Here is a 19,055-nt window from a genome sequence, read left to right on the forward strand (position 1 = left end):
CAGCCACAAATCAGCCTGGCTAGCTCCACCCGGCCTTTGAAGCCGGGTGGATTCTTGGCTCAGGTGCCTGCTTTCGCAGCTGCTCCCGCAACGGCCTGGGCAGCTCCGGCCGGCATCTTGACGCCGGGTATCTGGCCAAGCGGCATGATGCGCAGCCGCGTGATGCGGTTCTTCTCCCGCCGCAGCACCGTGAAGCGGAAGCCGTGGAAGGTGAAGATCTGGCGCTCGTCCGGAATCATCCGTGCTTCGTGAATGACCAGACCGGCGATTGTGGTCGCCTCGTCGTCCGGCAGGCTCCAGTCGGCAGCGCGGTTGAGGTCGCGAATCGGCACCGAGCCGTCGACAATCACCGAACCATCGGCTTGCGGCCGCAGGCCTTCCAGCTCCACGTCGTGCTCATCGGCGATCTCGCCGACGATTTCTTCCAGAATGTCTTCCAGCGTGACCAGGCCCATCACCTCGCCATACTCGTCAACCACGAGCGCGAAATGGGACTTGTGGCGCAGGAATGCATTGAGCTGATCCTGAAGCGAGGTCGTGTCGGGAACGAACCAGGCCGGGGCAGCGATATCCAGAACGTTGATCTTCGCAGCATCGCCACCGGCCGCCTGCAACGCACGCAGCAGATCCTTGGCATGCAGCACGCCGACGAAATTGTCGCTCTCCCCGCGCCAGAGCGGCAGGCGGGTATAGGGCGATGCCAGAGCCGCGTTCACCAGCTTGTCCGGCGCATCGTCCGCATTCAGCGCCACCATGTTGGTGCGGTGAACCATCACGTCCGAGACTTCCAGTTCTGCCAGGTCGAGCAAACCGCCGAGGCGGTCGCGCTCACCCTTTTCCAGGCCACCTTCGATATGCTGCAGATCGACGGCGCCGCGCAGTTCCTCATGCGGCGACAGGATCGAGGTGTCGTCGCCGATATTGACGCCAACCAGCTTCAGGATGTTGCGGACAATCCACTCCACCCCGACCACGATCGGACCGAACACGGCCACCACGAAGCGTACGATCGGCGCCACCGCCAGCGCAAACCGCTCCGGATTCGAAATGGCCCAGGTCTTCGGCAGCACTTCGGCAAAAACCAGAACGAGGGCGGTCATCACCAGGGTGGCAAGCGCAACGCCAGCGTCGCCGAACAGGGACAGGAACACACTGGTTGCCAGCGCAGACGCCAGAATGTTGACCAGGTTGTTACCCAGGAGCAGCGCGCCGATCAGACGTTCCCGGTTGGCGATCAGCAGGCTGACCACCCGGGCGCGCCAGTCGCCGGTTTTTTCCATCTGGTGCATGCGCGCGCGCGATGCGGCGGTGAGCGCAGTTTCCGAACCGGAAAAGAAGCCGGACAGGAACAGGAGAACGAAGATGGCGACAATCGCCAGCCAGAGAGCCGTTTCCGTCATGCCTCGAGTTTCTCCTTCAGGAAGTCAGAGACCAGTGCGGGATCGACGCCTTTTTCGACAAAGGCTTCGCCGATACCGCGCGTCAGAATGAAGGTCAGCGCCCCCCGGCTGACCTTCTTGTCCTGCGCGATGATATCCATGAGCGTTTCAGCCGGTGGCAGCTGACCGGGGATGTCCTGCACCCGCACTGGCAGGCCGACATCGCTCAGATGCTTGTGGACACGTTCGACGGTGTCCTCGCCGATCAGGCCGAGGCGCTGAGAGAATTCATGTGCCAGCATCATGCCGATGGAAACGCCTTCGCCATGGACCAGACGCTCGGTCTCGTAGGCGACCGCCGATTCCAGGGCGTGGCCGAACGTGTGCCCCAGATTGAGGAGCGCCCTGCGGCCGGATTCCAGCTCGTCGGCAGCAACCACATCCGCCTTTGCCTGACAGGACCTTGCGACGGCCTCGTCCCGTTCCGCGCCACCTGCAAAAACCGCCTGCCAGTTGGTCTCCAGCCAGGTGAAGAAATCCGCATCACCCAGGAGCCCGTATTTGGCGACTTCCGCATAACCGGCGCGGAAGTCGCGCAGCGGCAGCGTATCCAGAATGGCGGTATCGGCCAGCACCAGGGCGGGCTGGTGGAAAGCGCCGATCAGGTTCTTGCCATGACGTGAATTGATGCCGGTCTTGCCGCCGACGGAACTGTCGACCTGGGCAAGAAGCGTGGTCGGCACCTGAATGAAGGCCATGCCACGGCGCACGGCCGAAGCGACAAAGCCCGTCAGGTCACCGACGACACCGCCGCCAAGGGCAACGACCGCGTCACCGCGCTCCAGCCGGGCGGCCAGAACCTCGTCGCACAGGCGTTCGAATTCGCGGAAGCATTTGGTGCTTTCGCCTGCCGGCACCGTGATGGCGGTGTGCTCCAGACCGGCAGCCTTGAGGCTCTGCGAAAAAGCCTTCAGATGAAGGCCCGCAACGGTTTCATCGGCAACGACCGCAAGACGCGCGCCGGGCATAACGGCGGCGATTTCCGCTCCCGCTCCTTCAAGCAGCCCCCGACCGATCTTGATGTCGTAACTGCGCGCGCCAAGATCGACCCGGACGATTTTCTCGTCCCGGCCCAACAATGCTTTTGCCACTACCGTGTCTACCATGCCGTCACGCTTCTAAATTCAGGTCATTGATGTTTGCGCGGCGCTGGTGGCCTCGCGTTCGAACAGGTGATCCGCAAGGGTGGCGACGATCTGATCGACCACCGCCTCATGCGGAACGTCCTTGGAGGTGACCGTCAGGGCCGCCTTGGCATAGACGGGCTCGCGGTCAGCCATCAGCTTGCGCATCGTTCCCTCGGGATCGGGGTTTTGCAGCAGTGGACGCGTGGACCTGCGCCGGACCCGTGCCATGACCGTGTCGAAATCGACTTTCAGCCAGATGGACAGGCCAAGCTCGGCGATTTCCGCCCGCGTTGCCTCGCTCATGAAAGCGCCGCCGCCCGTTGCCAGCACCTGCGGTCCTTCACGCAGAAGACGGGCGATCACCCGTTCTTCACCGCTGCGAAAATAAGGCTCGCCGTGTTCGGCGAAAATTTCCGCCACGCTCATGTTGGCCGCGCGCTCGATTTCGGTATCGGCGTCGACAAATTCAAGGCCCAGCCGGTGCGCCAGCCGCTTGCCGACGGTCGACTTGCCACAGCCCATGATTCCCACCAGAACGATGGACCGATGCCCCAGGGCAGCTACCAGGCGGGCCAGATCAACGGGTTTTACGTCTGTCTCCGCGGATCCTCCTTCGGAAGACCGCGCCTTGTCGTGTTCTGTCATGGCGGCGTTTTAGCATATTCGTCAAAAAAGACACGGGGGAACTCCGCTTGCCGGACTGCTGCTTTGCCTTGCATGCGCCCCCGCCTTGTTGAAACAATCGCCTATCCGATTCGCTTGCCCGTGAGCGGACCGACGCCCTGACCTGGAGACAGCCGACGTGCCGACCCTGACCCGCCTGTTGCTCGTGCTGCTGCTGCTCGGCGCGCTCGGTTATGGCGCGATCTACTCCCTGGCCAACCTTGTCGATCCGCGTGAACGGGAAATCGAGGTTAGGGTGAAGAAAGACGGCTTCGGCCGCTAGCGCACGCTTTCAAATGGCGGGTTATCAACGGGACAAGTTTCAGGTCCTTTGCGAAGGCATACGCAATGGCAACCGGTTTCGATCTTGAAAACTTCCTCGAAATGCTGGCCGCCGAACGCGGCGCGGCAGAAAACACGCTGGCCGGATACCGACGCGACCTGGAGGATTTTTCAGGCTTCCTCGGCCGAAAAACCCTTGCATCAGCGCAATCCGAAGACATTTCGGCCTACCTGGGCGATCTCAACCGGCGCGGATTTGCCGAGACCTCGCAGGCAAGACGCTTGTCCGCGCTGAAGCAGTTCTACAAGTTCCTTTACGCGGAGGGCTCCCGGGAAGATGACCCGACCCGCACATTGTCCGCCCCGAAAAAACGCGCGAGCCTGCCCAAGGTGCTGTCGATGGAAGACGTCGACAGGCTGATCGAAACCGCCAGGGCGGAAACCGAAAAGCCCCAGAAAAGCGCGGCGGCACGCTTGCGTACGCAGCGCATGTACACACTTATCGAAGTGCTTTATGCGACCGGCTTGCGCGTTTCGGAACTGGTTGCCCTGCCGGTTACCGCTGCGCTCAGGGACGCCCGCCTGATCGAAATCAGGGGCAAGGGCGGCAAGGAGCGGCTGGTGCCGCTGTCCCGCGCTGCCCAGGCTGCCATGAAGGACTACGTCGGTCTGCGTGCTGCCGAAGGGGCGTACGAAAAAAGCCCGTGGCTGTTTCCCTCCCATGGCGACAGCGGACACCTGACGCGCCAGCATTTTGCACGAGACCTGAAGGACCTTGCCGTCGCCGCCGGTCTCGATGCCGGCAAGATTTCCCCGCACGTGCTGCGCCACGCATTCGCTTCCCACCTGTTGCAGAACGGTGCCGACCTCAGAGTGGTGCAGCAGTTGCTGGGCCATGCGGACATTTCCACGACGCAGATCTACACCCACGTCCTGGACGAACGCCTGCGCGAACTGGTGGAAAGTGCACATCCCCTTGCGAAGAAGTAATTCTTTCCGCAGCCACAACCTCGCGAAACACAAAAATACCAGCCTTCCTGGCGGAAGGCTGGCCTTGTTCGTCGTGGTGTCTCGCGGTCAGGCCGCGCGAACACCGGAAAGGAAGTTGGAGATCTCGCTGCGGATAAGGGCTGCCTGTTCGGACAGCGACGTTGCCAGCTGCTCGACCTCGCCGCCGGTTGCCCGGGCGTGTTCGGTGGCGGAACCGACCGCGGTCATGCATTCGGCCCCTTCATGCGAGCGGGTCGAGGCATCGACCACGTTCTTGGCGATGGACTGAACCGCGGCATCCTGCTGAATGACGGCCGATGCCACGGCCGAGGCCAGGCCTTCCATTTCGGAGATGATACCGGTCACCTCATCGATCGCTTCAAGCGCATGGCTCGACGACATCTGGATTGCTTCCACCTGGCTGGCGATATCTTCCGTCGCACGCGAGGTCTGGTCCGCAAGCTGCTTCACTTCGGCGGCCACGACCGCAAAGCCCTTGCCGGCCTCGCCTGCCCGGGCAGCCTCGATGGTAGCGTTGAGCGCCAGGAGATTGGTCTGATTGGCGATATCGCGGATCAGCCCCATGACTTCGCCGATCCGGTCGGCCGCGCGGGACAGTTGCCCCATGGTCTGGGACGTGCCTTCCGCGCTGGCAACCGCCTTCTTGGCCACCGTCGTGGAGTTTGACGCCTGGTTGGAGATCTCGTTGATAGACGCTGCCAGTTCCTCGCTGGCAGATGCGGCCGAGTTGACGTTTTCAGCAGCCACCCGCACGGCGTTGCCGGCCCGGTCCGCCTGCTGGGCAACATCGTCCGCCGCGGCTTCGACGGCGGCAGAGGTCTGCGTCAGGTCAGAGGTAGACCGGTCGAGACTTTCCAGAGCCTGCCCGACCGTTGCCTCGAAATTGGCGATCAGTGATTCAAGACGGGCCACACGGGCGTCGCGCTGCGCGTTTTCTTCTTCCGATGCGGCCGCGAGGCGCTGCCGTTCGACAGCGTTTTCCTGGAAAACGGAAACGGTGCGCGCCATGGCGGCGATTTCGACACTGCCTTTGGCGGCAGGCAGATTGACGTCCACATGCCCGGACGCCAGTTCTTCCATGGCGTTCTGGAGACGCGAAAGCGGATTGGCGATCGACCGGCCGATGAGCATTCCGGCCAGGACGCCGAACACCAGGAAAGCGGCGATCACGCTGACAACGGCGAGGGTCGAGTAGGCCCGGACGGTTTCAAGATCCTGCTCGGCTGCCAGTTCGGCGTCGCGCGCGGCGTTGTTGAGCGCTTCCAGGCGTGGCGGCACGAGATCGAACAGCGTTTCCAGAAGTTCGATCGACTTGTCCTTTTCGGCCACCGCCGCCGTATAGGCGTCGAACGCTTCCCGGTAGATCGCCATCTTGGTGCCGACGTCGTCCTTGATCTCGTTCGGCAGATAAGCCTTCTTCAACAGGCGCTCATACCGACCGAAAGCCACCTCGAAGTTGCCGAGGGCAACGTCGTTGCGGTCGAGAATGAATTTCTTTTCCGACAACTGAACATCGAGCATGGTGGTGACCATCTTCTCGAAGTCCGGACCGCCACCGAAGCGCATTTCCTTCTTCAGGCGCTTCAGCACCTCGTCGGCGTTTTCGCTGAGAGTTGCTCGAAGGCCTGTTTCGGAATTGAAGCCGATTTCCCGCTGAACGGTATTGAGCGACGAAAAGGCACCCGACGCCCCGTCAAGCGTGTCGCGAACGTCTGCGATCTCCGCATTGAAGGCTGCGGCAACAGGCTTGGCGGAGATGTCATCCAGAACCCCATGCGCCTCACTGAGCTTGGCCTCGAAAAGTTCGTGATCCTTTTCCTCCGGCCGCGCCAGATAGCCCTTGCCGATGTTGCGCATGCCGTTCGCAATATCTGAAAGATCAGCAACGCTGCGCGCCAGTCCCGCGCTTTGATCAAGCTTGTTGAAGGCTCCGGCCACCTCGTTCTGGCTCCACCAGAACACCCCGCCGATCGTCAACATGCCGATTGCGGTCAGAAGGCTTAGAGAAAGGATTTTCAGTTTCACGGAAAGCGCGCCGACACGAGCGAGCGCGGACTGCCCAAACATCTTCATGGATCTACAGGTCCCCAGCCGGACTATTTTTTATCCTGGCGGGATTTTGATCCTCATAAGTTAAGGAAATCTCGCATTTATTAGTGAACACGTTGCTACCGGATGCTGATTTTCTCACCACAAAATCGCAGTCAAAGACCAACCGGAATGGTGGCGTTATGCCCCTGTTTCACGCAGGTGGGCGTTAACGATTTCAGGACCATCGCGCATGGCTGACCCACTCGGACAACCGATAATTTATAAGGAATAATGACAGTATAAGATTTTATTCCAGCCACACTTGCCGGCGTGTTTCAGAAGTCCGGTTAAGGATTTCATCGCTGCTTTCAAAGGATGGATTTCGGCTCTATTGCGCTGCAGCAATGACCGCCCTACACTCCGCTGCTCAAAATTGAAGCACCGGACGCTCTGAAATGCTGCAGCCTACTGGCAACTACGACGCGCTGAGAGAGACATTCCGCTGGCCTCGGCCCGCAACCTACAACATGGCCGCAGCAGTCAGCGATGAATGGGCTGCAAGAGACCCGGAGCGCCTCGCGATCCGTCAGGTTCTCGAGAACGGTTCCTGCCGGGACTGGAGCCATCTTGCGCTGAACCGGGCGGCCAATCGCCTTGCCAACGCCCTTGAAGGCCTCGGGCTCAACCGCGGCGAACGGGTTGCCCTGCTTCTGCCGCAGATCCCACAAACCGCCATCGCACATCTGGCGGCCTACAAGACCGGCGCAATTGCAGTGCCTCTGGCAGCCCTGTTCGGGCTGGAGGCGCTGCGCTACCGGCTCTCAGATTCCGGCGCCCGCGTTCTGGTGACTGACACGGCCGGCCTGGCAAAGCTTGCGGAAATCCGGTCTGACCTGCCCGGCCTCGATCTGGTGATCTCGGTCGACGGACCGGAAACCGGCGTGTTCGGGTTTGAAGATCTGCTGGACAAGGCGTCCGACACCTACCGGACCCTTGCGACCACACCCGACGATCCGGCTTTGATGATCTACACATCCGGCACCACGGGGCAGCCCAAGGGCGTGTTGCATGGCCACCGGGTGCTGCTCGGCCATATGCCCGGCATCGAGCTTTCGCAGAATTTCCTCGGCCGTGAAGGTGACTTGCTCTGGACGCCCGCAGACTGGGCCTGGGCAGGCGGCTTGCTGAATGCGCTGTTTCCGGCTCTGTCTCTCGGCGTGCCGGTGGTCTGCCACGCGTCTCGCAAGTTCGACCCGGAATTCGCCTTCCATCTGCTTGAAAGACAGAAGATCCGCAATGCCTTCATTCCGCCGACGGCTTTGAAGATGCTGCGCGCTGTGGAGCGTCCGGCCGAGCGCTTCGACCTCACCTGGCGCAGCGTCGGCTCTGCCGGAGAATCCCTCGGCAGGGAAACCTATGACTGGTTCGCTACGGAATTCGGCTTCAACGTCAATGAATTCTATGGCCAGACGGAATGTAACGCAGTGCTCGGTTCTGCGGCCGCACTTGGCGTCAGCCGCTCTGGCGCCATCGGCAAGGCAACGCCTGGCCATCAGGTTGCGATCATCGACGATGAAGGCAATGAGCTGCCGGCAGAAACCCTCGGCCAGATCGCCATCCGTCGGCCGGACCCGGTAATGTTCCTGGAATACTGGAACAAGCCGGAGGCGACGCGGGAGAAGTTCATCGGAGACTGGATGATCACCGGCGACCAGGGCCTGATGGACGAGGACGGCTACGTCCATTTCGTTGGCCGCGACGACGACATCATCACCTCGGCAAGCTACCGGATCGGCCCCGGCGAGATCGAGGATTGCCTGCTGAAGCATCCGTCGATCGCGCTTGCCGCGGCTGTCGGCAAACCGGATCCGCTGCGCACGGAAATCGTCAAGGCCTTCATCGTCCTGAAGCCAGGCACGGAAAAAAGCGCAGCTCTGGAAAACGATATCCGCACTTTCGTCCGCGAACGTCTGTCGGCCCATGAATATCCGCGGGAAATCGAATTCGTCACCTCGTTGCCCATGACCACCACCGGCAAGATCATTCGCAGGAAATTGCGGGACCTGGAGAGCGTTGAAGGCTAGGATCGCCCGTTTCAGGCGCGCAGGCGCTTTCTCAGCGTCCGTGCAGCTCGGCGCAGGGCTTGTTCAAGCTTCAGGTCCGTCTTGCACAACGACCGCTTCAGGCCATCGGCAAAAAGCATCGTGCCGGTTTCCAGCCGGCCTCGCCACAAGGGCTCGATCATCGAATGCCCGGGAATGGCCAGGGAATCCGCTCCCCTGAAGCCAGGAATGGCGAGATTGATCTTCAAGGCCTGCAGCGCGATCTGGGCGCCGGGAGAATAGCGGGCAAACTCCTCGTCAAAGGCGATCTTCCAGGAATACACCTTGCCGGACTGCTGAAACAGCACCAGGGCGGCAACCAGTGTCTGTCCCGACCAGAGCTGGTCGATCCGGACCCCGTTTCGACTTGCCAGATTGGCGACGGCCGTGCGGGCAAAGTCCGCCGTCCCGGACTGACTGCCCAGCGCGGTTCCGGACCGGCCCTTCCAGCCGGAGGCCTCGAGCTCCAGAAAGGCTTCGAACCCGGCAACGGCATCAGATCCGGACAGACTGCGGAAGGAGGTCTTGCCGTGGTCACCCAGCCGGCGCATCAGCCGGCGCATTTCCTTGCGCCTCTTGCCGCTGTCAGCCTCGGCAAGTTGTGACTTGCCTGTGGCTCCGGCGCCGTGGCTCGCCCGGAAGGACTTCGCCAGAACCGACTTCTTTCCCGCGCCCACCGCCCTCAAGCGCGTTGCCGACTGGGAATGAAGCGGCAGATAGGGGATGGCGAGCGCATTCCCGGGCTCTCTGGCGGCATTGATGAAAGCGGCGATTGCCTCGGCACCAGCGTCCGGGTGGATCAGCGGTGTTCCGAGCGGCGCGTATTCGCTTGCCCAGGTGGTGTTGACCGCAACGGCCAATCCAAAACGACGTCGGCCGACGGGGGCCGCCACCAGCCAGCGGCCACCCGGCCGCTCCCGGACCACGACAAGTCGTACCGCCTGTTTGCTCATCTTTTCCAGAAACGGACGAAGGAAATCCGGACCAAAGAAAGGGTTCGGACTGAGGGCAGCCGCACAAAGCGTCTGCCAGTCCTCAAGCGGTATGGCGGCGCTCAACGGATCGAGGGACAAGACCTCGAGCTGCACGGAAGAGAGCGTATCATTGGTCAACCGGACGGTTCCTGGCGAAAAGCAAGGGCAAAACGAACGTCGTGATATTGAGCTTCCGTTTTGCCACAACCGCAAGGGCAGTGGCCTCAAAAAGGATCGCAAGACTTGTGGCAATGGCCGCTCCGGCAAGGCCGAGCAGCGGGATCAGAACAAGATTGAGGACGACATTGAGAACAAATGTCCCGGCATAAATGCCGGCGCAGGTGTTCTGGTGCCCTGTCATCGTCAGAAGCGCGTCGGCCGGACCGACGGATGCGCGCGCAAGCACGCCGATCATCAGGAGGGCGATCAGCTCGTAGCCGCTTTCAAAATCGCTGCCGAAAAGAGCAAGCAGAAGCGGCGCGATCAGAAGCAGCCCCACGCCCGCGGCCACAGACGGCCAGAAGGTCCAGAGAGTTGCCTGCCGCATGTAACCGGCAAGCCCCGAAAGATCCTTATTGTGGGTGTAGCTGGAGAAGCGATGCGCCGAGGCGGCCCTTACGGCGAAATAGACAAAATGCACCAGCGCCAGGGTTCTGGATGCAGCGAAATAGACCGCAACCTCGTCCGGATCCTGAAAGAAACTCACCATGATCACGTCAGCACTGGTGATCAGCTGCAGAAAACCGTCGACCATCAGCATCGGCATGGACACCGCCAGCCAGGATCTAAACTCGACCTTGTACGGCCCCTTCGGAACGCGTGGGCCCAGCCGCCTGCGAAGATGCACAAACTGGTAAAGCGCGACCAGCGCCGTTGCCACGACGGCCACGATGGCAGCTGTCAGTGCATCGGGCCGAAACCCGGCCAGAACGGCACCGACCAGCAAGAACAGGATCGCCAGCGGCCGCCAGATATAGGTTGGCAGCATTGCCAGCGACGACCAGTCGTAGCTGCGCGCGATACCGTCCTGCACCAGTCCGAAGGCAAAGAAGGGCAGCGCCAGCAGGACGACCGACAAGGGCTGGAAATAGGACGTATCAATAAGCGGGCGAAACAGGGCGAGACAGCCGATGCCTATGGCCGCCGCAGCGCCCCCGAGAAAAAACGCCATTTGCCGGCTCGTTCGCAAGAACCCGCGCAGGCGCGCCATGTCCCGGTTCTGCAGATATTGCGGGATGAACCTGCTGGCAGAGGTGGAAAAGCCGCCGCAGGCCATGACACCCAGAACGATCACGAAAGTCCAGGCAACCGAATAGAGGCCATAGTCATGCGCCCCCAACAGGCGCGCGAGCACGATTTGCGACAGATAGGCGAGCGCTGCACCGGCGATCCGCACCGCAAAGGTCGATACCGCCATCCGGCCCGCAGCGTGCCGTTCGCTTCCACTTCCCTTCAGGAACTCCAGGATCTGATCAGCACCCTTCCCCAATCCCAGAGGCGAGGCGATGCCTTGCAAACGCTTGGTCCAGGAGTTGGCGGAAAAACGCACGTAGGGGTCCCTTATGAGTACTCTTCCGTATTTGTGACATGAGTGACTTAATATTCTATGGCGATCAGTCAAACGCAGCCAGCAACGTTTCACAGATGTGTGAGGACGATGGAAAGTTGGTCAAGACGTTGATTTTACCTTCTATCCTGCCAATTCCGTTCTCAGCGTTCGGACATCCATGAAGACAGCTTCCCTGCTTGACACCGGCACCGGGAATCATGCTAATGAGAACAAATCGAGAACGAGATTCGATTCGACCCTGTCGACCACCCTCGGCTGACCCTGCCGCGGGCTTTCCCGATCTCCTTGTTGCGGATGTTGAGGGCTGCCTCCCCTTCTATCTGCAAATTGGTCCGGTCCCTGCTCCCGCCGCCAATCGCAGGGACCGGACGATTTTTTCAAAGTCAAAAATGAAGACAGCCAGCCGACCTATTCCGGCACGGCTTCCACATAATACCAGCGACCGCTTTTCTTGCGAAAACGGCTCAGTTCGCGGTGCACGTGAAGCTTGCCGCCGGACAGGTATTTTGCCTCGAAAAGAACGGTGCCGTCCCTGTCGGCAGGCCCGCCCTTGTCGGTGGCCAACACACTGAGGCCCGTCCAGTGGCTTTCCGCCGCCCAGCGCGCGGTGCCTTGCGCATCGAAACTCGGCTGATACTTCGGCCAGAGCGTTTCCTTCAGATACGGAATGAGTTGCCGGACGTAAGCACTGTAACGCGAGCGCATCAAGGCCTCTGCGGTTTCGGGCAGGGCCTTTCCAGCAAGATAAGGTTCACAGCACAGATCGAACCCCTTGCCGCTGCCACAGGGGCATCCCTCTCCACTCATTTGCCTCTCCCCGTCTTTGGTCGGCTCATTCCTGCATCTGCGCTCTCTACCACTTGGCCCGATGCGCGGCTATGGTTTCAGGTACGCTTTCCAGCTTCGGGCCTGCTGAATGAGACTTGCCACCTTCAACATGGAATCCTTTGGTGCGGACCGGCATGATCCGGACGCACTGACACCCCGGCTGGACGCGCTTCGGCCAAAGATTCTGGAGCTTGAGGCCGACATCCTTTGTCTGCAGGAAGTCAACGCGCAGAAACGGAAAGGTGTCTCAGCACGGCAGTTCCAGGCGCTGGAACTTCTTCTGGAGGGAACGCCGTACGAGAAATTTCACCGGGCAACCAGCGAACGACCTTCGGGGAAAGGTCCCGGCGACCGCCATAACCTGGTGGTTCTCTCTCGCTTTCCGATAACCAGGTGCCTAAGTCTTTACCAGGCACATGCCCACCCGCCGCACTGGCAGCCCAAAACCGCTGTACCGGCCTATCGCAGTCCGCAGACGATCCTGTTCGACAGGCCCGTTCTGCAGGTGGAAATCGACATCGGCACCGGCCGCCCCCTGCACGTCTTCTGCGTACATTTGCGGGCGCCAATCGCCGCGATGATACGCGGCGGCAAGGCAGAGGACCGCACGTGGACATCCGTTTCCGCATGGGCGGAAGGGTATCAGCTATCAGTGTTGAAACAGACCGCCCAGGCACTCGAACTGCGCCTTGCGGTGGAAGACCTTTTCGATGCAAACGAGGATAGCCAGATCGTCCTGGCGGGTGATTTCAACGCGACCGGGGAAACCGGAACCTTGAGGCTGCTGCGCGCCGACCCGGACGACACCTGTTCGCCGCAACTTGCCGCGCGCCGCCTCTACCAGCTGGACGCTTCATTGCCGCCGGAAAAGCGCCAGACCGTCATTCACAAGGGCAAGGGACAGGCGCTGGACCACATTCTGGCCAGCGCATCCGTCGCCCACCGAACGGTTGACTTCAAGGTGTTCAATGTCGGTCTTCCGGATGAAGTCTTCGACGCGGATGAAGACGCCTATGCCGGATCCTTCCACGCCGCGATGCTGGCCGAGTTCGAGTTTTAAGGGACCAGTGGCAAATCTTGCGGTGCCCCTAGACCACGTCCTGACGAGGCACGAGTGCGCAGTCTCGAAGGACGGGCTTCGTGCCCCACCCCTTGCAACGAGGTCTGGTGTAGCGAAGAACCTCAGGGTACCAGGGATTCGATGTAGCTGGCGAGATTGGCAATTTCGATGTTGCCGAGGGTCATGTTCGGCATTTGCGGATGGGGATCGGCAAGGAAGGTCGCAAGTTTTTCTTCCGTCCAGCCGGGATCCTTCGCAATGTCGTAAAAGCTTGGCAGCGACGCGCTGGAGGCGCGATCCTGGTCTTCAGACACGAGGTGGCAGGCAGAGCACCATTGCAGCGCCAGCGCTTTGCCGGCGGCAGCATCGCCCGCCTCGGCTGCACTCGTACCGGAGAGGGCGGCGACAGCCATAAGAGTGGCCCCGCCCAGGAATGATCGCACACCCGAATGGTGACGCGGTTTCGAAACGGCAATTGCCTTGCTCATGAATCCTCCTTCAACCAGTCGCGTTCTGGCCCACGTGCAGCTTGTCCCTTCAAGACTGCAGCCTATCTGATCATCTAGCCTTGCGCTGAATCAAGAACTACTTAAAGTTGTCGGACAGAGCGCCACGCCTGTTGCGCGTCCTGCCCTCCACTTGCCAACTCCCGCCATCCAGGCGACCGGAGAGACACATGAAACATCTTCTCAAATCCAGCTTTGCCGCGGTTTCCCTGGCGACCGCCCTTGTTGTCGGCATCGCGGCACCTCTCGCTGCGCAGGATTCGCCGATCTATTCGCTGAAAGACCGCTTCCAGCCGGAAACGGCGCAGAACGGCATGGTTGCCAGCCAGGAAGCCGTCGCAAGCCGCGTCGGTGTCGACATCCTGAAGAAAGGTGGCAACGCAGTCGATGCCGCCATTGCCACCGGCTTCGCGCTTGCCGTCACGCTGCCGCGCGCCGGCAACCTGGGGGGCGGTGGTTTCATGATGATCCACCTGGCGGACAGCGGCGACACCAAGGCGCTCGACTATCGGGAAATGGCACCTGCCGCAGCCTTCAAGGATATGTTCCTGGGAGAAGACGGCGAACCCGATAACCAGAAATCCCGCTTTTCCGGTCTTGCTGTCGGTGTGCCGGGCACGGTCGCCGGTTTTGCCGAAGCCTTTGAAAAACACGGCAGTGGCAAGCTGACCTGGGCAGAGCTGGTCGCACCTGCCATTGACCTTGCGGAAAACGGCATCGAAGTGACACCGGATCTCGCGGCATCGCTGACCGCATCCGCAAAGCGCCTTCTTCAGGACCCGGCCACTGCCGCGATCTTCTACAAGACCGGCGGCCTGCCGTTCGTACCGGGCGAGACACTCAAGCAGACGGATCTTGCCGCAACGCTGAAACTGATCGCCGACAAGGGGGCAGCCGGGTTCTACACCGGTGAAGTTGCCGAAAAGATCGCACAGAAGGTAACTGCCTCCGGAGGCGGCATGACCACGGAAGACCTGGCCGGATACAAACCGGTCTGGCGCGACCCCGTCGTGGGCAGCTACCACGGCTATGAAATCGCATCGATGCCACCACCGTCTTCCGGCGGCGTGCACATAGTGCAGATCCTCAACATGCTGCAGGGCTATCCGCTTGCCGAATATGGTCCGAACTCTGCAGACAGCATCCACGTGATGGCCGAAACGATGCGGCGCGCCTACGCGGACCGCTCCAAGTATCTGGGCGACCCGGATTTTGTCGATGTTCCGGTAAAGGGTTTGACCGATCCGGCTTATGCCGCTGAACTGGTGAAATCCATCAAGATGGATGTGGCAACGCCTTCTGAAGAGGTGAAGCCCGGCGATCCTTTCCCCTATGAAAGCAACCAGACCACGCATTATTCCGTTGTCGACAAGGACGGCAATGCGGTCTCCAACACCTACACGCTGAACTTCTCCTACGGCGTCGGCCTGACCGCCGACGGCACGGGGGTCTTGCTCAACAATGAACTGGACGACTTTTCCGCAAAGCCCGGTGTGCCCAACGCCTATGGCCTCATTGGCGGAACGGCCAACGCGGTTGAGGGCGGCAAGCGGCCACTTTCGTCCATGAGCCCGACGTTGGTGTTCAAGGACGGCAAGCTGTTCCTCGCCACCGGTTCGCCAGGCGGCAGCCGTATCATCACCACCACGCTGCAGATCATCCTCAACGTCGTCGATCACGGCATGAACATCGCCGAGGCGACGGCTGCTCCGCGCATCCACAATCAGTGGCTGCCGGATGAAATCCGCATCGAGGAAGGTCTTTCTCCGGACACGATCCGCTTGCTGGAAGCCCGTGGGCACAAAGTGGAAGTCAAGAACGCCATGGGGTCGACCCAGTCGATCATGCTCGTTGACGGTGTTCTGGCGGGGGCTTCCGACCCGCGGCGCCCCGGCGCGCTTTCCGCCGGCTACTGAGGCATAAACAGCCTTCGCATTATCCCGGGCGCACTTCGAGCGCCCGGTTTTTTTATATGAAGCTCCGGTCGAGGATTACTTTCTCGACCCTGTTTCTGTCGCCATTGCAACCAGCTGCGCAAAGCGCCGATCGAGGGCAACACGCTCATCTGCCGGCATATCCGGCCAGACAATCTGGCTGCCGACAAAAGCCGCGTACTCGATTTTAGCAACATCTGCTGCAAGCGCAGGCTCCATCCCTCCAGCTTCGTAGAGCCGCGCGACAAACCCGGTTCGCAAATCATCAACGTCCCGGACGATCTCCTGCGCCCGAAGGTCTGATTGCGCGAATTGGCGCACGGCCTGCTCCAGCCGGTGGTCCAAGCGATTGGCGAGATCCGAGAGCTTCCGCGCCCGCAGATCCCCCTTTTCGGCCAGTGTCTGTTCAGCAATGTCGAGCGTGTGCCGCTGTTTCCAGGCAAGCATCAGGGCTTCGACGAAAGCCCCGTGATCCTGAAAATGGTGATAGAACGAGCCGCGCGTGCGGTCTGCTGCGGTGCAGAGAGCCTCGATGGTCAGTCCCGCCGGGCCATCCTTTGCAAGCTGTGTCAGACCGAGATCAAGCCAGTCCGATTTTCCGAAACGCTTCCTCAGGTCAACTCACTCCGCCCAAAATACCAAGACCACCCAGCAGGACAATTGGCAGAAACAGCCAGCCCTGCGGCATCTGGCTGTATTTCTGCTTCTTCAGCGGTGGCACCGCAAGGCCCAGCAGACAAAAAGAAGCTGTCAACACGGTCGCCACCAAGCCGAGATCGAGGCTTTCAGACCGCACACCAGCGATAGCAAACATGACGGCAATCATTGCCAGAACGATTGTCACGATATGCCAGCAGTAATAGGCGACATATTTCGGCACCGGGTGCAGATCCGACGCTTTCAGCAGCGGTACGGCGATCGTCCGCCCTCCTGCGAATGTATGCAGCAGGCAGACGGCAGCCGAAAGACCCGCGGCTGCGAGCAATAGACCATTCATTTCACCACTCCCTCAAAACAAACCATAACATATGGTATGTTTTCATGAACTGACCTGACTGGAAATGCGGCGGTGGGTCACAGCCCCAGCCTTCTCGTTCCGATCGGTCCCTTCTTCGCCTTGGTAGTGTCCGCCCTTGAGGCCCGCCCTGACCGGTGAGCATCTGTCCACGACATTGAGCGTACCGGCCGCGGAGCAACCGGCGAGAACTGTGATCGAATATTACAGCCCCTCCGATTGACAGCACAAAACCTCGGTGCTAGCGCTATCCAAAGCGCTTTGGAGGAACTTTTCAAAAGAAAGCGCTTTCTATCCTTAGCTCGCCAACAATTCTGCCAACATCTGAAGAACGGGAGAGGCTGAAATGCCGATCAGAGCCGTGGTCTGGGGCGAAAACGTCCATGAACAGCACAACAAGATCGTCGCGGGTGTCTATCCGGACGGCATGCATCAGTGCATTGCCGATACGCTGAACACCGATCCCGAAATCACCGCCACCACCGCCACCTTGCAGGAACCCGAACACGGTTTGACGAAGGAACGCCTTGCCGAAACGGATGTGCTGTTGTGGTGGGGTCACGCCGCCCATGGCGACGTTTCCGACGAAGTGGTGGAGCGCGTCTGCGACGCCGTCTGGTCCGGCATGGGCATGGTGTTTCTGCATTCGGCCCATTTCGCCAAGCCGTTCAAACGCCTGATGGGCAGCCCGTGCAATCTCACCTGGCGCGAGGCCGGGGAGCGCGAGCGCCTATGGGTGACCAGCCGCAACCATCCGATCACCAACGGTCTTCCCGACAGCTTCGAGCTGGAGATGGAAGAAATGTACGGTGAGCCCTTCGGTGTGCCGGAACCGCTGGAGACGGTCTTCATCAGCTGGTTCCAGGGCGGCGAGGTTTTCCGCTCGGGCCTCACCTACAAGCGCGGCGCGGGCAACGTCTTCTACTTCCGCCCGGGGCACGAAACCTATCCGACCTATCACAATACCCATGTGCAGACGGTGCTGAAGAACGGCGTCAAATGGGCGTTCAATCCGATGGCCCGGATCGCCGACCCGAACATTGCGCCCAATGTTCCGGTGGAAGCGGCTCCCGAAAAGATCGAGGAACGCGGCCCGAAGCTGCACGCCGACGGCGAAGAAGGTTTCCGCTGATCCACTTTCCCTTCCGGACCGGCAGACTTTCGCCGGTCCGTCCTGCCCTCAAACGCTGAGGAAGATCCCCGTGACCTCTGCTGCACCCCCTCTCCGGATCCTGATAGTCGGCACCGGCAACATGGCGCGTACCCACGCGGATGCCTTTTCAAAGATCGACGGCGTTGAAATCGTCGGCGGCGTCGACCAGCGGCCGGACGTGCTCACCCAGTTCTGCGACACCTTCGCCATTCCGAACCGCTTCGCAACGCTGGAAGAGGCAATTGCCTGGGGCGATTTTGACGCTGCAGCCAACGTGACGCCGGACGCGGCGCACCATCCGACCACGATGGCCCTAATGACCGCGGGCAAGCACGTTTTGTGTGAAAAGCCGCTGGCGACCAACGCTGCCGACGCCCGGGAGATGGCGGATCTCGCCCGCACGAAGAAGCTGATCGGCATGGTCAACCTGAGTTATCGCAATGTTGCCGTGCTGCAGAAGGCCGCCGAGCTGGTTGCGGGTGGTGCCATCGGTGCGCTTCGTCACTTCGAGGCTTCCTACCTGCAAAGCTGGCTGACGCAGCCGGCGTGGGGAGACTGGAAGACCGAGAGCCAGTGGCTCTGGCGCCTGTCGAGCGCGCACGGTTCCAAGGGCGTTCTCGGCGATGTCGGCATCCATATCCTCGACTTCGTCATCTTCGCCGCCGGCAGCCCGGTGAGCGAACTTTCCTGCCGGCTGAAGACCTTCGACAAGGCAGAGGGCGGCAGGATCGGCGAATACACGCTCGACGCCAACGACAGCGCCACCCTGCAGGCCGAGCTGGAAAACGGCGCGCTCGGCACGATCAGCGCCACCAGGTTTGCCTCCGGCCATCTGAACGACCTGCGCCTGCGCCTTTATGGCGACAAGGGCGGCCTGGAAGTGCGTTTCGAGAAGGGCATCGAAGGCCTGCGCATCTGCCAAGGCGAAGATCTTTCTTCTGCGACCTGGACCGACATCGAAGTTGGCGCTGTTCCGACAGTCTACCAGCGGTTTGCCGCCGCTATCCTGACCGGAGCCCCGGCCGACCCGGATTTCGACCACGGCGCCCGGCTTCAGATCGCCCTCGACCTTGCCGAACGCTCACACGCGGAGAATGGCTGTTTTCTGAAAGTCTGAGGCTGACGTCACGAGAAATGCGAGCGGAGCCGCTCAATAAAGCCCCGCTCACAAGCCACCCTCTCGATCGTCATCCCGAACGCAGCAAAGCGAAGATCCGGGATCGGAGAGCCCCTGATCTGGCAGTATCGAGGAACAGAAAGGCTCTTGCCTCCCCGGTCCCGGCTCGCGCTACGCCTGGCCGGGACGACGATAGAGAGGCTGGAGAAGGACGACAGGCTGGTCGGAGGTACGTGCTATCCA

The 19,055-nt window shown here is 61.0% G+C and carries 17 protein-coding genes and 1 pseudogene; 7 read left to right on the plus strand and 11 right to left on the minus strand.

Going from position 1 to position 19,055, the window contains the following annotated elements; genetic code table 11:
* Positions 1-59: 59 nt before the first annotated feature.
* Genes ACVDG9_RS23675 through ACVDG9_RS23685 form a run of 3 tightly spaced genes read right to left on the minus strand, consistent with a single transcriptional unit; the run spans position 60 to position 3,211 of the window.
* On the minus strand, positions 60-1,400 hold the full coding sequence (locus ACVDG9_RS23675; protein ID WP_023002801.1) for an HlyC/CorC family transporter: 1,341 nt from the start codon (positions 1,398-1,400) through the stop codon (positions 60-62).
* A complete protein-coding gene (gene aroB / locus ACVDG9_RS23680) occupies positions 1,397-2,545 on the minus strand; it encodes a 3-dehydroquinate synthase (protein ID WP_447239138.1) in 1,149 nt (382 codons plus the stop codon). Before aroB ends, ACVDG9_RS23675 begins: the two co-directional genes overlap by 4 nt.
* Before the next feature lie 18 nt (positions 2,546-2,563).
* Positions 2,564-3,211: a shikimate kinase gene (locus tag ACVDG9_RS23685; RefSeq protein ID WP_023002799.1), complete on the minus strand. Its 648-nt coding sequence runs from the start codon at positions 3,209-3,211 to the stop codon at positions 2,564-2,566.
* A 157-nt stretch (positions 3,212-3,368) separates the two neighbouring features.
* Between ACVDG9_RS23685 and ACVDG9_RS23690 the strand changes: the two genes are divergently transcribed.
* Both ACVDG9_RS23690 and xerD read left to right on the plus strand, forming a co-directional pair.
* Positions 3,369-3,512 carry a hypothetical protein gene (locus ACVDG9_RS23690; RefSeq protein WP_167579543.1) on the plus strand — a complete coding sequence of 48 codons (144 nt, stop codon included), beginning with the start codon at positions 3,369-3,371 and terminating at the stop codon, positions 3,510-3,512.
* Positions 3,513-3,577: 65 nt separating this feature from the next.
* The gene (xerD, locus tag ACVDG9_RS23695) at positions 3,578-4,501 is read left to right on the plus strand and encodes a site-specific tyrosine recombinase XerD (protein ID WP_062486590.1); all 924 of its coding nucleotides are present in this window, start codon (positions 3,578-3,580) and stop codon (positions 4,499-4,501) included.
* An 87-nt stretch (positions 4,502-4,588) separates the two neighbouring features.
* Here xerD and ACVDG9_RS23700 read toward each other — a convergent pair whose 3' ends face one another.
* Positions 4,589-6,595 (minus strand): methyl-accepting chemotaxis protein, encoded by a 2,007-nt coding sequence (locus ACVDG9_RS23700; RefSeq protein WP_447239139.1) that lies wholly within the window; start codon positions 6,593-6,595, stop codon positions 4,589-4,591.
* Between the two features lie 413 nt (positions 6,596-7,008).
* On the opposite strand from ACVDG9_RS23700, the gene ACVDG9_RS23705 reads away from it, so the two are divergent.
* A complete protein-coding gene (locus ACVDG9_RS23705; protein ID WP_447239140.1) occupies positions 7,009-8,637 on the plus strand; it encodes an AMP-binding protein in 1,629 nt (542 codons plus the stop codon).
* A gap of 11 nt (positions 8,638-8,648) precedes the next feature.
* On the opposite strand, the gene ACVDG9_RS23710 is transcribed toward ACVDG9_RS23705, so the two are convergent.
* From ACVDG9_RS23710 to ACVDG9_RS23720, 3 genes are all read right to left on the minus strand, one after another.
* A complete protein-coding gene (locus ACVDG9_RS23710) occupies positions 8,649-9,767 on the minus strand; it encodes a GNAT family N-acetyltransferase (protein WP_447239141.1) in 1,119 nt (372 codons plus the stop codon).
* Complete coding sequence (locus ACVDG9_RS23715) at positions 9,757-11,178, minus strand: lipopolysaccharide biosynthesis protein (protein ID WP_447239142.1); 1,422 nt, start codon at positions 11,176-11,178, stop codon at positions 9,757-9,759. Before ACVDG9_RS23715 ends, ACVDG9_RS23710 begins: the two co-directional genes overlap by 11 nt.
* A gap of 429 nt (positions 11,179-11,607) precedes the next feature.
* Positions 11,608-12,006: a YchJ family protein gene (locus ACVDG9_RS23720; RefSeq protein WP_228870921.1), complete on the minus strand. Its 399-nt coding sequence runs from the start codon at positions 12,004-12,006 to the stop codon at positions 11,608-11,610.
* Between the two features lie 109 nt (positions 12,007-12,115).
* Here ACVDG9_RS23720 and ACVDG9_RS23725 point away from each other — a divergent pair, with 109 nt between their 5' ends.
* Positions 12,116-13,087, plus strand: coding sequence for an endonuclease/exonuclease/phosphatase family protein (locus tag ACVDG9_RS23725; protein ID WP_228870919.1), 972 nt, complete (start codon positions 12,116-12,118; stop codon positions 13,085-13,087).
* 122 nt (positions 13,088-13,209) lie between these two features.
* Here the strand turns inward: ACVDG9_RS23725 and ACVDG9_RS23730 are convergent, their stop codons facing one another.
* Entirely contained in the window at positions 13,210-13,575 is a 366-nt protein-coding gene (locus tag ACVDG9_RS23730) for a c-type cytochrome (RefSeq protein ID WP_447239143.1), read from the minus strand.
* A 188-nt stretch (positions 13,576-13,763) separates the two neighbouring features.
* Here ACVDG9_RS23730 and ggt point away from each other — a divergent pair, with 188 nt between their 5' ends.
* A complete protein-coding gene (ggt, locus tag ACVDG9_RS23735; protein WP_062486562.1) occupies positions 13,764-15,509 on the plus strand; it encodes a gamma-glutamyltransferase in 1,746 nt (581 codons plus the stop codon).
* Positions 15,510-15,584: 75 nt separating this feature from the next.
* On the opposite strand, the gene ACVDG9_RS23740 is transcribed toward ggt, so the two are convergent.
* From ACVDG9_RS23740 to ACVDG9_RS23750, 3 genes and pseudogenes are all read right to left on the minus strand, one after another.
* On the minus strand, positions 15,585-15,974 hold the full coding sequence (locus ACVDG9_RS23740; protein ID WP_235814940.1) for a hypothetical protein: 390 nt from the start codon (positions 15,972-15,974) through the stop codon (positions 15,585-15,587).
* Between the two features lie 12 nt (positions 15,975-15,986).
* Positions 15,987-16,142, minus strand: a pseudogene (locus tag ACVDG9_RS23745) (TetR/AcrR family transcriptional regulator); the annotation flags it as partial.
* 1 nt (position 16,143) lies between these two features.
* Positions 16,144-16,524: a hypothetical protein gene (locus ACVDG9_RS23750; RefSeq protein ID WP_055659851.1), complete on the minus strand. Its 381-nt coding sequence runs from the start codon at positions 16,522-16,524 to the stop codon at positions 16,144-16,146.
* 364 nt (positions 16,525-16,888) lie between these two features.
* On the opposite strand from ACVDG9_RS23750, the gene ACVDG9_RS23755 reads away from it, so the two are divergent.
* Together ACVDG9_RS23755 and ACVDG9_RS23760 are read left to right on the plus strand one after the other, a co-directional pair.
* On the plus strand, positions 16,889-17,674 hold the full coding sequence (locus tag ACVDG9_RS23755) for a ThuA domain-containing protein (protein ID WP_023002786.1): 786 nt from the start codon (positions 16,889-16,891) through the stop codon (positions 17,672-17,674).
* Between the two features lie 70 nt (positions 17,675-17,744).
* Positions 17,745-18,812 carry a Gfo/Idh/MocA family protein gene (locus ACVDG9_RS23760; protein WP_447239144.1) on the plus strand — a complete coding sequence of 356 codons (1,068 nt, stop codon included), beginning with the start codon at positions 17,745-17,747 and terminating at the stop codon, positions 18,810-18,812.
* Positions 18,813-19,055 lie beyond the last annotated feature (243 nt).

The sequence above is a fragment of the Roseibium sp. RP-7 genome, assembly GCF_053005225.1.